Source organism: Lysobacter sp. Root76 (genome assembly GCF_001428685.1).
Classification (GTDB): domain Bacteria; phylum Pseudomonadota; class Gammaproteobacteria; order Xanthomonadales; family Xanthomonadaceae; genus Lysobacter.
The window spans coordinates 819273-831943 of sequence record NZ_LMIK01000001.1; the positions used below are offsets into that span (position 1 = coordinate 819273).

The 12671-nt window shown below is 71.0% G+C and carries 15 protein-coding genes; 12 read left to right on the forward strand and 3 right to left on the reverse strand.

Going from position 1 to position 12671, the window contains the following annotated elements; translation table 11 throughout:
* Nucleotides 1-39 precede the first annotated feature (39 nt).
* The 3 genes from ASE10_RS03305 (at nucleotide 40) to ASE10_RS03315 (ending at nucleotide 2210) form a co-directional block, all read left to right on the forward strand.
* Nucleotides 40-927, forward strand: coding sequence for a PhzF family phenazine biosynthesis protein (locus tag ASE10_RS03305; RefSeq protein WP_056305016.1), 888 nt, complete (start codon nucleotides 40-42; stop codon nucleotides 925-927).
* 40 nt (nucleotides 928-967) lie between these two features.
* Nucleotides 968-1846 carry a PhzF family phenazine biosynthesis protein gene (locus tag ASE10_RS03310; RefSeq protein ID WP_055903130.1) on the forward strand — a complete coding sequence of 293 codons (879 nt, stop codon included), beginning with the start codon at nucleotides 968-970 and terminating at the stop codon, nucleotides 1844-1846.
* A gap of 70 nt (nucleotides 1847-1916) precedes the next feature.
* Nucleotides 1917-2210, forward strand: coding sequence for a hypothetical protein (locus tag ASE10_RS03315; protein WP_055903132.1), 294 nt, complete (start codon nucleotides 1917-1919; stop codon nucleotides 2208-2210).
* A gap of 147 nt (nucleotides 2211-2357) precedes the next feature.
* Here the strand turns inward: ASE10_RS03315 and ASE10_RS03320 are convergent, their stop codons facing one another.
* The 3 genes from ASE10_RS03320 to ASE10_RS03330 form a co-directional block, all read right to left on the reverse strand.
* Nucleotides 2358-3056, reverse strand: coding sequence for a hypothetical protein (locus tag ASE10_RS03320; RefSeq protein WP_055903133.1), 699 nt, complete (start codon nucleotides 3054-3056; stop codon nucleotides 2358-2360).
* A 102-nt stretch (nucleotides 3057-3158) separates the two neighbouring features.
* The gene (locus ASE10_RS03325) at nucleotides 3159-3857 is read right to left on the reverse strand and encodes an alpha/beta fold hydrolase (protein WP_055903136.1); all 699 of its coding nucleotides are present in this window, start codon (nucleotides 3855-3857) and stop codon (nucleotides 3159-3161) included.
* Between the two features lie 83 nt (nucleotides 3858-3940).
* Nucleotides 3941-4372, reverse strand: a complete 432-nt coding sequence (locus ASE10_RS03330) for an OsmC family protein (protein ID WP_055903137.1) — start codon at nucleotides 4370-4372, stop codon at nucleotides 3941-3943.
* Nucleotides 4373-4641: 269 nt separating this feature from the next.
* Here ASE10_RS03330 and fusA point away from each other — a divergent pair, with 269 nt between their 5' ends.
* From fusA to ASE10_RS03375, 9 genes are all read left to right on the forward strand, one after another.
* The gene (gene fusA / locus ASE10_RS03335; protein WP_055903140.1) at nucleotides 4642-6717 is read left to right on the forward strand and encodes an elongation factor G; all 2076 of its coding nucleotides are present in this window, start codon (nucleotides 4642-4644) and stop codon (nucleotides 6715-6717) included.
* A 224-nt stretch (nucleotides 6718-6941) separates the two neighbouring features.
* Nucleotides 6942-7331 carry a thioredoxin family protein gene (locus ASE10_RS03340; RefSeq protein ID WP_055903142.1) on the forward strand — a complete coding sequence of 130 codons (390 nt, stop codon included), beginning with the start codon at nucleotides 6942-6944 and terminating at the stop codon, nucleotides 7329-7331.
* A gap of 204 nt (nucleotides 7332-7535) precedes the next feature.
* Nucleotides 7536-8180, forward strand: a complete 645-nt coding sequence (locus ASE10_RS03345) for a LysE family translocator (RefSeq protein WP_162250442.1) — start codon at nucleotides 7536-7538, stop codon at nucleotides 8178-8180.
* 112 nt (nucleotides 8181-8292) lie between these two features.
* Nucleotides 8293-9021: a tellurite resistance TerB family protein gene (locus ASE10_RS03350; protein ID WP_055903145.1), complete on the forward strand. Its 729-nt coding sequence runs from the start codon at nucleotides 8293-8295 to the stop codon at nucleotides 9019-9021.
* Nucleotides 9022-9222: 201 nt separating this feature from the next.
* Nucleotides 9223-9810: a DUF1439 domain-containing protein gene (locus ASE10_RS03355; protein WP_055903148.1), complete on the forward strand. Its 588-nt coding sequence runs from the start codon at nucleotides 9223-9225 to the stop codon at nucleotides 9808-9810.
* A gap of 1 nt (nucleotide 9811) precedes the next feature.
* On the forward strand, nucleotides 9812-10522 hold the full coding sequence (locus ASE10_RS03360; protein WP_055903150.1) for a hypothetical protein: 711 nt from the start codon (nucleotides 9812-9814) through the stop codon (nucleotides 10520-10522).
* Complete coding sequence (locus tag ASE10_RS20685) at nucleotides 10519-11265, forward strand: hypothetical protein (protein ID WP_055903152.1); 747 nt, start codon at nucleotides 10519-10521, stop codon at nucleotides 11263-11265. Before ASE10_RS03360 ends, ASE10_RS20685 begins: the two co-directional genes overlap by 4 nt.
* Nucleotides 11266-11280: 15 nt before the next feature.
* Complete coding sequence (locus ASE10_RS03370; RefSeq protein WP_055903154.1) at nucleotides 11281-11742, forward strand: PIN domain-containing protein; 462 nt, start codon at nucleotides 11281-11283, stop codon at nucleotides 11740-11742.
* Between the two features lie 69 nt (nucleotides 11743-11811).
* Entirely contained in the window at nucleotides 11812-12621 is an 810-nt protein-coding gene (locus tag ASE10_RS03375) for an AraC family transcriptional regulator (RefSeq protein ID WP_235565818.1), read from the forward strand.
* The last annotated feature ends 50 nt before the right edge of the window (nucleotides 12622-12671 follow it).

Genomic DNA, 12671 nt, shown 5'->3' on the forward strand with positions numbered 1-12671 from the left:
CGGTTCTACTGACCCGCCCATCCCACGCCCGAGGCCACGATGACGCTGCGCCGCTATCTGCAACTGGACGTGTTCGCCGACCGGCCCGGCGCCGGCAACCCGCTGGGCGTGGTGCTGAACGCCGACGGCCTGGACTCGGCCGCGATGCAGGCCTTCGCGGCCTGGACCAACCTCTCGGAAACCATCTTCCTGCTGCCGCCGGTCGAGGGCGCGGACTACCGGGTGCGGATCTTCACCCCGCGCCAGGAGCTGGCCTTCGCCGGCCACCCCAGCGTCGGCGCCGCCTGGGCCGCGATCGATGCCGGCCTGGCCACGCCGCGCGAGGGCGCCCTGGTGCAGGACTGCGCCGCCGGCCTGCTGCCGGTCAAGGTCGCCGGCACCGGTCCGCGCGCCCTGGTTTCGGTGCGGGCGCCGCGCTCGCAGCGCATCGAGCTCGCCGACCTCGCCGATCCGGCCGCGGTCGAGGCCGCCCTGGCCACGGTGACCGCGCCGCTGCCCCTGGGCGGGCGGCCGCCGGCGCTGTGGGACAACGGCGCGCGCTGGTGGGTGCTGGAGCTGAGCGACGCCGCCGCGGTCCGCTCGCTGAGCCCCGACCTGCCCGCGATCGCTACCCTGAGCCGCGCCTGCAACGCCGTCGGCCTGGCGGTGTACGCGACCGCCGACGCGAGCGACCACCAACTCGCCGTGCGCGCGTTCTGCCCGGCCGACAACATCCCCGAGGACCCGGTCACCGGCAGCGTCAACGCCTCGATCGGCGCGCAATTGGCGGCCAGCGGCGGCCTGCCCGGCGGCGGGTCGCGCTATGTCGCCAGCCAGGGCCGCGAACTCGGCCGCGACGGCCGGGTCGAGGTCGCGCTCGACGACGACGGCGAGATCTGGATCGGCGGGCGGGTGCAGGCGGTTATCCGCGGCCGCGCCGATTGGTAAGCTGCGCGGCCCAGCGGACCCCACGCCGCGACGCGATCTCATGATGAAACGCCGCTACCTGCAACTGGACGTATTCGCCGACCGGCCTGGCGCCGGCAACCCGCTCGCGGTCGTGCTGGATGCCGAAGGCCTGGACGACGCCGCGATGCAGGCGATCGCGCGCTGGACCCGCCTGCCCGAGACCACCTTCGTGTTCGCACCGGACGCACCGGGCGCGAGCTACCGCATCCGCATGTTCAGCCCGCGCCGCGAGGTGCCGTTCGCGGGACATCCCAGCGTCGGCACCGCGCACGTGGTGCTGGACGCCGGCCTGGCCGCGCCGGTCGACGGCCGTCTGCTGCAGGAAGGCGTGGCCGGCCTGCTGCCGCTGGCGGTGGACGGCGTGGGCGCCGCGCGCACCATCGCCGTGCGCACGCCGCGCGCACGGGTGCTGGAAACCGCCACGGCGGCCGACCCGCGCCTGGCCGCGGCCTTGCGCGATCTGCCCCTGGGCGCCCTGCCTCCGGCCCTGATGGACGGCGGCCGGCGCTGGTGGCTGGCCGAACTGCGCGACGAAACCGCGCTGCGCAACGCCAGCCCGGACTGGGCCGCGATCGGCGCGCTCGCCGAATCCACAGAAAGCATGGGCCTGTGCGCATTCGCGCGGGCCGACGCCGGCCGCGACTACGACCTGGTGGTGCGCGCCTTCGTCGGCGCACCGGCGCAGTTCGAGGACGCCGCTTCCGGCGCGGCCAACGCCACCCTCGCCGCCTGGCTGCAGCACAACGGCGCCCTGCCCGGCCGCGACGGCCGCTACACCGTCAGCCAGGGCCGCGAGGTCGGCTTCGATGCGCGCCTGCAACTGCACGTGGATAGCGAGGGCGACGTCTGGTCCGGCGGCCAGGTGCATCCGATCGTGAGCGGGCATATCGATTGGTGAGTCGGCGCAAGGCTCCCGTCGGTCATCCGAGGGGACGCCGACGACCCGATCGGCTGCACAGAGCGCTGCCGTGATCCGCAATCGCAGCCCCGGCAAACTCGCTGGCTTTCTCGGCGCGCTGTTGGGAGCCTTCGGTTGGGTGGTTATCAGCGATCGAACCATCACCGTGCTACAAAACAACGGCGGTTCTTACGGAAGCGCCGGCATGGCTGCGGCCGTTTGCATACTCGTCGCCGCTGCAGCCTTGGCCCTTGGCATGTGCTTCGGCTCGCGCTGGCGGCAGGTGCGCGTGGAGACCACAGGCGCGTTGCTGGGTCTGACGGCAGCCCTCGCCCTGGTCCTGGGCGTTCGATATGGTGCCTGACCTGTCGCCCGATCCGAGGCAGCGGCACACGCAGCGGCGTAGCGGATCCGCGCCGCGGACGAAAAAGGGCCAGCTCGCGCTGGCCCTCGCTCTGTAGCTGATTTAACGGTCGCAGCTGCGTCGCCGCATCCGACCGTCGCGGCGGCCTTACTCCGGACGCACGTCCACGCGCACGCGGATCTTGTCGCCGGGGTGGTAGTTGGTGCGGGTGCGGTAGCTGCGGCCGGCGTACTCGTAGGTCACGTCGTAGGCGCTGACCGCACGGTCGTCGCCGCCGTAGCCGGTGTTCTGCACCGGGTCGCAGACGCGCACCGTGCCGACGCGGTCGCGGCTGCTGTTGCGCTTGTTCTGCTCGTACACGCTGCGGCCGGCCATGCCGCCGACCATCGAGCCGATCGCCGAGGTCGCGTAGCGCGCGCTGCCGCCGCCGACCTGGCTGCCGACCGCGGCGCCGAGGATGCCGCCGATCACGGTCGCCACGGTGCGTCCGGTTTCGGTGCCGGCCGAACGGCGGTAGCTGCCGTACTGGTCGTAGTAACCGTCGTCGCGGCGAGCGCTGCCGTAGCCGTCGCTGTAGCCGCGATCGTCGTAGTAGCCGTCGTCGCCGCCGTTGACGTAGGTCGGGCGCTCGTAGCAACGCTGACCGCCGTACTGGTTGTTGGCGTAGGAATCGAACACCGGATCCACACGCAGCACGCGCGCGTAGTCGTATTGCGAGCCCGAACTGGACGGGTACGAATCCGGATAGGCCGAGCCGTAACCGTTCTGCGGGTAGGACTGCGCCGAGGCGACGCCGGTGGCGGCGGCGAGAACCAGGCTCAGGGCGGTAACGGACAGGCGCTTCATGGCGGGCTCCACACGCCGGGATGGCGTGGATCGCATCCTCGGATCGCAGCGGTCAACGCTGGCTGAATCGGGACGGGGTTTCGGTGCCGGAGCTGGCGGCGTTTACCTGGCCGACAGCCAGTCGGCCACCCGGCCCGCCAATTCGGCCGCGCCGCGCCCGAGCAGCGGGCCGACATGGCTGGGCGACGGCGCCCGCAACAGCTCTGCGTCCCAGGCCTGCGCCAGTTCTGCGCAGAGTTGGGGCGGCACATCCTCGTCCTGGGCCGAAGCCACGCATAGGGTCGGACAGGCCGGCGCGGCGACGGCGATGCCGGCCTGGGCGGCGCGCAGCACCGCGCCGGACTCGTCGCGCCAGCGGCGGTAGGCGTACAGCGCGGTCGCGGCGTCGACGTCGGGCAGCGCGCGTCGGGTCGAGGCCAGGCGCGCATCGCGGCGCCAGGGGACCAGCGCCGGCCAGTCGCGCGCCGGCAAGCGCGTCGACCAAGGCGCGGGCGGCAGCGGATTGACCAGCACCAAGGCGTCGGCGGCAGCGGCGCAATGCAGCGCGAGCAAGCCGCCGAGGCTGGCGCCGATCAGCGCGCGCGGTCGCGGCAGCGCTGCGAGCGCGGCGCGCACCTGGGCGGCGTAGTCGTCGAAACCGGTCGCGGCCAGTCCGGCGGCGACCGGCTGCAGGTCGGGCGCGTGCGCAGCCAGCCCGCGCGCGCGCAGCAGTTCGCACCACAGGTTCCATTCCCAGCCGCCACCGCCCGCGCCGTGGATCAGCAGGACGTGGCGGATCGGGGTATCGCGCTCGGGAGGCAAACCTAGGCAGTCCAGCGGATCGAGGTGGTCCTGCCCGCCCGCGACGTCGCGCGGGCAGGCCGCTTGAGGAACCCGACGCCGGCTCAGGCCAGCGTCGCCTCCAGACTGATCGGCACCGCGCTCAGCGCCTTGGATACCGGGCAGTTGGCCTTGGCGTCCTCGGCGATCGCCTGGAACTTGGCCGCGTCGATGCCGGGCACCTCCGCGCTCACCTTGAGCCGGATCTGCGAAAGGCTGGGCCCGCCCTCCATCGACAGGTCGACCTCGGCGCGGGTGTCCAGCCGCGCCGGCGGGTGGCCGGCCTCGGTCAGCTTGGCCGACAGCGCCATGGTGAAGCAGCCCGCATGCGCGGCCGCGATCAGTTCTTCCGGGTTGGTGCCCTTCTCGTCGCCGAAGCGGCTGTTGAAGGCGTAACGCGTGTTCTCCAGCACACCGCTCTGGGGCGTGCTGAGGCGGCCCTGCCCGCTCTTGAGGTCGCCTTCCCAATGCGCGGTGGCGTGACGCGAAATGCCCATGGCCTGACTCCGGTGGATGAGGGGCGCCCAGGGTAACCGCGGGTTCGTTAGTTCCACATCGCGAACGGGCAGCCGTCCCGATTACGCGATGCTGCACCGCAACCCGGACGCGCCGGGCTTGACCCGTCCGCACGCCTGCGGGAGTCTTGCCTCCCGGCCCCCCGAACGCCGGCACCCGCCATGACCGCCCGCCGAGCGCTCCACGCTCGGGCGCGCAGCGCGGACAGCCATGACGGCCTTCCCACCCTCACCCAGGGAGAAGTCCGCTCATGTCCTACAGCACACAATCCATCCGCAACGTGGCCTTGGCAGGCCACCCCGGCGCCGGCAAAACCACGCTCTTCGAAGCCCTGCTGCAAGCCGGCGGCGCACTCCAGACGGCAGGCAGCATCGAACGCGGCAGCACCGTTTCCGATTTCGACCCGATCGAAAAACAGCGCGGCCATTCCCTCGACGCCGCCATCGCCAGCATCGATCGTGCTGCGGGCTCCGATAAGCATGTCCACGTCAACCTGATCGACACCCCCGGCTACCCCGACTTCCGCGGCCCGACCCTGTCGGCGCTGGCGGCGGTGGAAACGGTCGCGATCGTGGTCGATGCCGACACCGGGGTCGAATACGGCACCCGCCGCATGATGGAGCACGCCAAGGCGCGCAATCTCTGCCGGGTGCTGGTGGTCAACAAGATCGACCACGAAGGCGCCGACGCGGCGCGCGTACTCGACGACCTGCGCGAGACCTTCGGCCCCGAATGCCTGCCGCTGAACCTGCCCGCCGATGGCGGCCAGCGCGTGGCCGACTGTTTCGGCGCCTCCGCCGCCGGCAGCAGCGAGACCAGCGATCTGGGTGCGGTCGCCGACTGGCATCAGAAGATCATCGATCAGGTCGTGGAGATCAACGAAACGGTGATGGAGCACTACCTCGACCTGGGCGAAAGCGGCCTGTCCGGCGCCGAGCTGCACGATGCGTTCGAGCAATGCCTGCGCGAAGGCCACCTGGTGCCGGTGCTGTTCTGCTCGGCGCGCAGCGGGGTCGGGGTCAAGGAACTGCTGGACGCGGCCGAGGCTTTGTTCCCGAACCCGGCCGAGGCCAACCCGCCGCCATTCGTGAAGGGCGTGGGCGAGGACGCGCAGCCGATCGTGGCCGCGCCCGATCCCGCGGCGCACGTGATCGCCGACGTATTCAAGATCATCAACGACCCCTTCGTCGGCAAGCTCGGCGTGTTCCGCGTCTATCAGGGCACGCTCAAACGCGACACTCAGCTGTTCGTCGACGACGGCAAGAAACCGTTCAAGGTCGGCCACCTGTTCAAGCTCAAGGGCAAGGACCACATCGAGATCGATCAGGCCATACCCGGCGACATCGCCGCGGTGGCCAAGGTCGAGGATCTGCACTTCGACGCGGTGCTGCACGACAGCCACGACGAGGATCAGATCCATCTGGCGCCCCTGAACTTCCCCAAGCCGATGTTCGGCCTGGCGGTGGAAGCGGCCAGCAAGGGCCAGGAGCAGAAGCTGGCGACCTCGCTGTACAAACTGTCCGAGGAAGATCCCTGCTTCCATGTCGAGCACGAGACCGAGACCAACGAAACCGTGGTGCGCGGCCTGTCCGACCTGCACCTGCGGATCAACATCGATCGCCTGCGCGACAAGTACGGGGTCGAGGTGACGTCGCGGCCGCCGCGCATCGCGTATCGGGAAACCGTCAGCGGCAAGGCCGAGGGCCACCATCGCCACAAGAAGCAGACCGGCGGCGCCGGCCAGTTCGGCGAAGTGTTCCTGCGCGTCGAACCGCTGCCGCGCGGCAGCGGCTTCGAGTTCGTCGACGAGGTCAAGGGCGGCACCATCCCCGGCCAGTTCCTGCCGGCGGTGGAGAAAGGCGTGCGCCAGGTGCTGCACCACGGCGCCCTGGCCGGCTACCCGATGCAGGACGTGCGGGTGATCGTCTACGACGGCAAGCACCATCCGGTCGACAGCAAGGAGGTCGCGTTCGTCGCCGCCGGCAAGAAGGCCTTCCTGGACGCGATCAGCAAGGCTCGCCCGCAAGTGCTGGAACCGATCGTCGACCTGGAGGTCAACGCGCCCGAGCAGCACATGGGCGACATCAGCGGCGGTCTGGCCAGCAAGCGCGCGCGCATCAACGGCACCGACGCGGCGCGTGGCCACGAGATCGTGGTCAAGGCGCAGGTGCCGCTGTCGGAACTGGAAGGCTACGCCGCCGAGTTGAAATCGGTGACCGCCGGCCGCGGCCGCTATTCGCTGGATTTCAGCCATTACGAGCCGGTGCCGGCGAACGTGCAGCAGAAACTGGTCGAGGCCTTCAAGCCGCGCGCCGAGGAAGACTGAGCGCAGCGCCGGCGCGGTACGGCCTGCCGCGCCGGACCGCCGGGGCCGGACGATGCGGAGCGCAGCGCCGGTCGCCGTCGCGGCCGGCGCCGGCTGGGGCATTCCCGCCGTCGCTCCAGCGGGGCTGCGCATCCGCCCGACTACGGCGACGTAGCGGCGCCTGAGCGCGCCGCGTCGCCGCCGGGGCGCCACGCACAACCCGAATGCGGGAGTAGGATGGCCGCGTGAGCGACACCACCATCCCGCGCTTTTTCTGGACCTTCCCGATGCGGCTGGTGCGCGAGACGAGGCTGGACGAGGCCTTGCCCGACGACGGCTTGCTGCGGATCCTGTTCCTGTGGGGCAAGGACTGCCCGAACTGCGATATCGCCAAGGGCCAGATCCTGCTCGCGCCCGAGCGTTTCCGTTGGCCCGATGTCGAATGGCTGCACGACAACGTCTACGAAGACGCGCAGATGGGCACCCGCTTCGGCCTGCACGGCATCCCCGCCTTCCTGGTGTTCCGCGGTTCCAGAAAGCTGGGCCGGATCGGCCAATGGCCGGGCAGCGACGCCTTCGTCGCCGCGATCGAGAAACTACGCGCCGCCGAACCCGCCAGCCCCGCTTTGGGGTAGGAGCGGCGTGAGCCGCGACCGCCGGCTGCGCGGGCCGACGATGTTTCGACGGGATGCGAGGGTTCACGGTCGCGGCTCACGCCGCTCCTACCCCAAGGCAATGCGGTGCGCGCAACGCTGCATCCCGCATCGGAGCGCCTCGCGCACTTGGCGCCCATGGATGCGCGGCGCAGACTGCAAGTCCGCAACCCCGACCACGCCGCCATGTTCGACACCGCCACCCTCGCCGCCTATCTGGTCGCCGCCGCCGTGCTGGTGCTGATTCCGGGCCCGGGCACGGCCTGGATCGTGACCCAGGCCGCGACCGGCGGCACCGCGCGCGGGGTGCTCGCCGCGTTCGGCCTGGAGACCGCGACCCTGATCCACGCCCTGGCCGCGGGCCTGGGCCTGTCGGCGCTGCTGGCAACCTCGGCGATGGCCTTCGAGGTGCTCAAGTACGCCGGCGCCGCCTATCTGATCTGGCTGGGCATCAAGGCCTGGCGCAGCAAGGAGGACGCCGCGCCGACCGCCGCCGAAACCGACGCGCCGGCCGTTGCCACGTCCGACGTCTACCTGCGCTCGGTGATCACCGGCGTGCTCAACCCCAAGGTCGCGCTGTTCTTCCTGGCTTTCCTGCCGCAGTTCGTGCATCCCGAGCGCGGCTACGTCTGGCTGCAGTTCCTGGTGCTGGGCGCGCTGCTGTCGCTGATCGGCTTCAGCCACAGCCTGATGCTGAGCTTCGCGGTCGGCCGCTTCGGCCGGCGCTTCGGCCGGCATTTCTCGTCCGGCGCCGGACGCTGGAAACAACGCGTGACCGGCAGCGTGTTCATCGCCCTGGGCCTGCGTCTGGCGGTGCAGCAGCGCGGCTGAGCGCATCCGTCGAAGTGAACCGAAGCCGCGCCGCATTCGCCCGGCGCGCTTGAAGCCCGGCACGCGCGCCCTCAACTCGTGGATTCACGACCTAATCCACGGAGTTGCGCGCATGAAGACCCAGGGTTTGCTCGACCAATTGCTGAAAACCGCCCAGAACAGCCTAGGCGGCGCCGGCGGGCTCGAGGGACTGCTGGGCGGCGGCAAACCGCCGGCGCGCTACGAAGGCAAAGAGGAAAAGCGCGGCCTGCTCGACGCCGGCTTTCCCGGAGGAGATTTCGGTAAGGGCGCGCTGGCCGGCGGTGCGCTCGGCCTGCTGCTGGGCAACAAGAAGATGCGCAAGATGGGCGGCAAGCTCGCCCTGTACGGCGGCGTCGCCGCGGTCGGCGTGCTGGCCTACAAGGCTTACGGCGAGTACCGCAAGCAGCAGGACGGCAGCGCCGCCGAGCCGCAGACCGTCGACCGCCTGCCGCCGCCGCAGGCCGAACTGCACAGCCAGGCCATCCTCAAGGCCCTGGTCGCCGCGGCCAAGGCCGACGGCCATATCGATCAGCGCGAACGCGAGGTGATCGAAGGCGAGTTCACCCGCATCGACAACGACCCGGCCCTGCGCCAATGGCTGCACGCGGAACTGGAAAAGCCCCTGGACCCGGCCGAAGTCGCGCGCGCGGCGAGCACCCCGGAAATGGCCTCCGAGATGTATCTGGCCAGCCTGCTCGCCGCCGACGAGCAGAGCTTCATGGAGCGCGCCTACCTGGACGAGCTCGCGCGCCAGCTCAAGATCGACGATGCGCTCAAGGCGCGCCTGGAAGCGCAGTTGCAGGGCGCTCGCGAGGGCTGAGCCCCGTCCCACGGCGACCTGCCTTGGGGTAGGAGCGGCGTAAGCCGCGACCGCAAGCCGCGCAAACCGGCGTCGTTTGCGTCGGCGACTTAAGGTGAGTGGCCGCGGCATACGCCGCCCTGCCGCAGCGCAAGCCGTCGCCCCTGTGTCGCCGTTCACACGGTCCGGGTATCGTGCGCGAATCGACCACGGAACCTGCCGATGCCCGCCCGACCGCGCTTTCGCTCCACCCTGCTGCGCTCCCTGCTGCTGGCCGCCGCCCTGCTGGCGCTGGCGGCCTGCTCGACCCTCAACGCGGTCAGCGCCTACCTCGGCAACGAGGTCGCGTTCACCGCGCCGCAGTTGCAGCAGTCGCTGAGCCGCAACTTCCCCAAGCGCTACGAGAAGCTCGGCGGCCTGGTCGCGGTGACCCTGATGAACCCGCGCCTGTCGATCCCCGATGGTGGCGAGCGCCTGCGCCTGGACTTCGACATCGCCTTGGCCGCGCTCGGCGCCGGCTCCTCGCAGCGTCCGTCCGGACGCTTCACCCTGACCAGCGCGCTGCGCTACGACGCGACCACCCAGGGCCTGCACCTGCTCGATCCGCGCATCGACTACGTCGACGTGCCGCAACTGGGCGGCATGATGACCGGCGCCTCGCGCGAACTGCTCAATGCCTGGCTCAGCGACTACGCGCGCCAGGAACCCGTCTACCGCTTCGACAACAGCCTGCTCGACAAGCTGGGTTCGCGCCGCATCGGCAGCACCCAGATCGAACACGGCCGCGTCGTCGTCCATCTCGACCGCTGACATGCGCACGCTCCGTCACGCCAGCCTGCTGCTCGCCGCCGCGCTCGCGCTCGCCGCCTGCGGCAAGGACGACGACCCGCAGGCGCGCGCCGCCAACGGCGAGCCCGGCGAACTGCTGCCAGCGCCGCAGGGCGCCAGCGGCGGCGTCACCGGCATGCCTACGCAGCCCGGTCCCGGTCAGGTCGGCCCGCCCAGCGGCGCCGAGCTGTCGACGGAAGTGACGCTGGACGAGAACGGCAATCCGATCCTGCCGGCCACGCCCGAGGACGGCACCGAGGCGGCGCTCGTCCAGGACGGTACCGCGCCGGTCGAAGACGGAACCCAAGCCCCGGCCGACGAACCCACGCCGGAGGACGCGGTCGCGGTCGTGCGCGACTACTACGCCGCGATCAACGCCCGCCAGTATGCCCGCGCCTACGCGCTATGGTCCGACGGCGGCCGCGCCAGCGGCCAGTCGTCGCAGCAGTTCGCCGACGGCTTCGCCGATATCAACGGCGTCTCGGCCGAGATCCTGCCGCCGGGCCGGGTCGATGCCGGCGCCGGCTCGCGTTACCTGGAAGTGCCGGTGGCGCTGACCGCGACCCAGCGCGACGGCAGCCAGCGCAAATACATCGGCGCCTACGTGCTGCGCCGCGCCGTGGTCGACGGCGCGACGCCGGAACAGCGCGCCTGGCGCATCGGCAGCGCCGACCTGAGGGAAGTGAAGCCATGAAGCTGCGCGCGCTGGTGTCGTCCTCGTTGATCGTCGTGGCGCTGGGCGCCTGCGAGCCTTCCGCGTCGACCGCGGACACGCCGGCGCCGGCGCCCTCCGCCGCGACCGCGCCACGGAACGCGACGCCAGCGCCCGCTGCGCCGGCCGCGACGGACAACGTCGCCGCACCGGCGACTGCCGCCTTGGTGCTGCCCGGCGATTTCGCTCCCGACACCAGCCCCGACGAACTGCGCAAGCGCTACGGCGCCGCCAACGTGCGCCTGGGCAAGGTGCCGGGCGCCGAGGGCGAGGAGTTCCCGGGCGTGATCCTGTTCCCCGACGATCCGACCCGGCGCGCCTATCTGTACTTCCAGAACGATCAGACCCTGCAGGGCCTGTCGCTGGTGCGCGTGCTCGACCGCGAATCCAGGTGGACCCTCGACAACGGCCTGCGTATGGGCATGCCGCTGGCCGAGATGGTCGAGCTCAACGGCAAACCGATTTCGTTCTACGGCCTGGAGTGGGACTACGGCGGCACCATCGTCGATTACCACGGCGGCAAGCTCGACGCGCGCAAGGACGAACAGGTCGGCCGCAGCGCCAGCCTGGGACTGCTCGACAACGGTGGCCAGGGCATTCCGCAGGGCAAGACGCCGGTCGGCGAAGGCACCTATTCCAGCGACGATCCCAAGTACCCCGAGCAAGGCAAGTGGATCGTGATCTCGGAGCTGTCGGCGTCGTTTCCGGGCGAAGACGATCTGTAAGCGGCGGAGCCTGCGATGACGACGCCGCGGCTGGTGCTGGACACCAACGTCTGCCTCGACCTGTTCGTGTTCCGCGACCCGCGCGCGAGCGCGCTCGCCGACGCGCTCGCGAGCGGGCGCTACCGGGCGGTCAGCGACAGCGACTGCCGCGACGAGTGGCAGCGCGTGCTCGCCTATCCGCAGCTCGGCCTGGACCCGCAGGCGCAGGCCCAGGCGCTGCAGGCCTACGACGCCCTCGTGCCGGTATTGCCGGAAGCCGAGCGCCGCCCGCCGCCGCAGACCGCGCTACCGCGCTGCGCCGATCCGGACGATCAGAAATTCCTGGAACTCGCCTACGCCGCCGACGCGAGCTGCCTGCTCAGCCGCGATCATGCCCTGACCATGCTCGGCCGGCGCAGCGCGCGCGCCGGCCTGTTCGAGATCATGACGCCGCAGGCCTGGGCCAGCGTGGAAGCGCTCCGCAACGGCAATCCCTAACCCCGCGCCGGCCGCCGATCTGGCGATGTGGCAGCGCATGCGATACTCGATTCCATGCAAGGCGTACCCGTGCAATTCGCCCACGTCCACGACGCCGCCGAGTTCCGGCAGCCCGCGCATCGCGGCGGCATCGAGCTCTACCGCGCGCATATCGTCCGCCACGCCTTCGAGCCGCACACCCACGAAGCCTACGGCCTGGGCGCGATCGAATCGGGCGTCGAGCGCTTCCGTTACCGCGGCAGCGATCACCTCGCGCCTCCGGATTCGCTGGTGATGATGAATCCCGACGTGCTGCACACCGGCCGCGCCGAAACCGAGGGCGGCTGGCGCTACCGCATGGCCTACGTCGATCCCGATCTGGCCGCGGAAGTCACCGGCGAGTCCGGCTGGTGGTTCGACGATGCGGTGCGCCACGATCCGGCGCGCGCGCGCCGGATCAGCGCGCGCCTGGATGCGCTATGGCAGGCGCGCGAACCGCTGGCCTTCGACAGCCAGCTCGCCGCGCTGCTGGACGAATTCCGCGACCACGCCCGCGTGCCCCAACGCAATCGCGCCGAGGCGAAGCCGCGCTTCGCCCCGGTGCTCGACTACCTGCGCGCGCACCTGGCCGAACGGCTCAGCCTGGAGCAACTGGCGGCCGTCGCCGGCCTCAGCCCGTTCCACTTCCTGCGCCGCTTCCGCGATCACTACCACGTCACCCCGCAGCAGATGCTGATGGCGCTGCGCCTGCACCAGGCCAAGCGCCGGCTCGCCCAGGGCATGGCGCCGGCGCAGGTCGCGGCCGAGACCGGGCTGGCCGATCAGGCCCACCTCACCCGCGCCTTCGCCCGCCGCTACGGCGTCACTCCGGCGCGCTATCGCAAGCAGCTGCGCGGCTGAGCAGGTCCGCGAGCCGCAAGCCGCAAACCGGCATCGCAATCTCGTACAAG

Excerpts from the sequence above, each read along its gene's own strand:
- ASE10_RS03305 (WP_056305016.1), top strand. The coding sequence starts at position 40 with ATGACGCTGCGCCGCTATCTGCAACTGGACGTGTTCGCCGACCGGCCC.
- ASE10_RS03310 (WP_055903130.1), top strand. The coding sequence starts at position 968 with ATGATGAAACGCCGCTACCTGCAACTGGACGTATTCGCCGACCGGCCT.
- ASE10_RS03320 (WP_055903133.1), bottom strand. The coding sequence starts at position 3,056 with ATGAAGCGCCTGTCCGTTACCGCCCTGAGCCTGGTTCTCGCCGCCGCC.
- ASE10_RS03330 (WP_055903137.1), bottom strand. The coding sequence starts at position 4,372 with ATGGGCATTTCGCGTCACGCCACCGCGCATTGGGAAGGCGACCTCAAG.
- fusA (WP_055903140.1), top strand. The coding sequence starts at position 4,642 with ATGTCCTACAGCACACAATCCATCCGCAACGTGGCCTTGGCAGGCCAC.
- ASE10_RS03345 (WP_162250442.1), top strand. The coding sequence starts at position 7,536 with ATGTTCGACACCGCCACCCTCGCCGCCTATCTGGTCGCCGCCGCCGTG.
- ASE10_RS03350 (WP_055903145.1), top strand. The coding sequence starts at position 8,293 with ATGAAGACCCAGGGTTTGCTCGACCAATTGCTGAAAACCGCCCAGAAC.
- ASE10_RS03355 (WP_055903148.1), top strand. The coding sequence starts at position 9,223 with ATGCCCGCCCGACCGCGCTTTCGCTCCACCCTGCTGCGCTCCCTGCTG.
- ASE10_RS03360 (WP_055903150.1), top strand. The coding sequence starts at position 9,812 with ATGCGCACGCTCCGTCACGCCAGCCTGCTGCTCGCCGCCGCGCTCGCG.
- ASE10_RS20685 (WP_055903152.1), top strand. The coding sequence starts at position 10,519 with ATGAAGCTGCGCGCGCTGGTGTCGTCCTCGTTGATCGTCGTGGCGCTG.
- ASE10_RS03370 (WP_055903154.1), top strand. The coding sequence starts at position 11,281 with ATGACGACGCCGCGGCTGGTGCTGGACACCAACGTCTGCCTCGACCTG.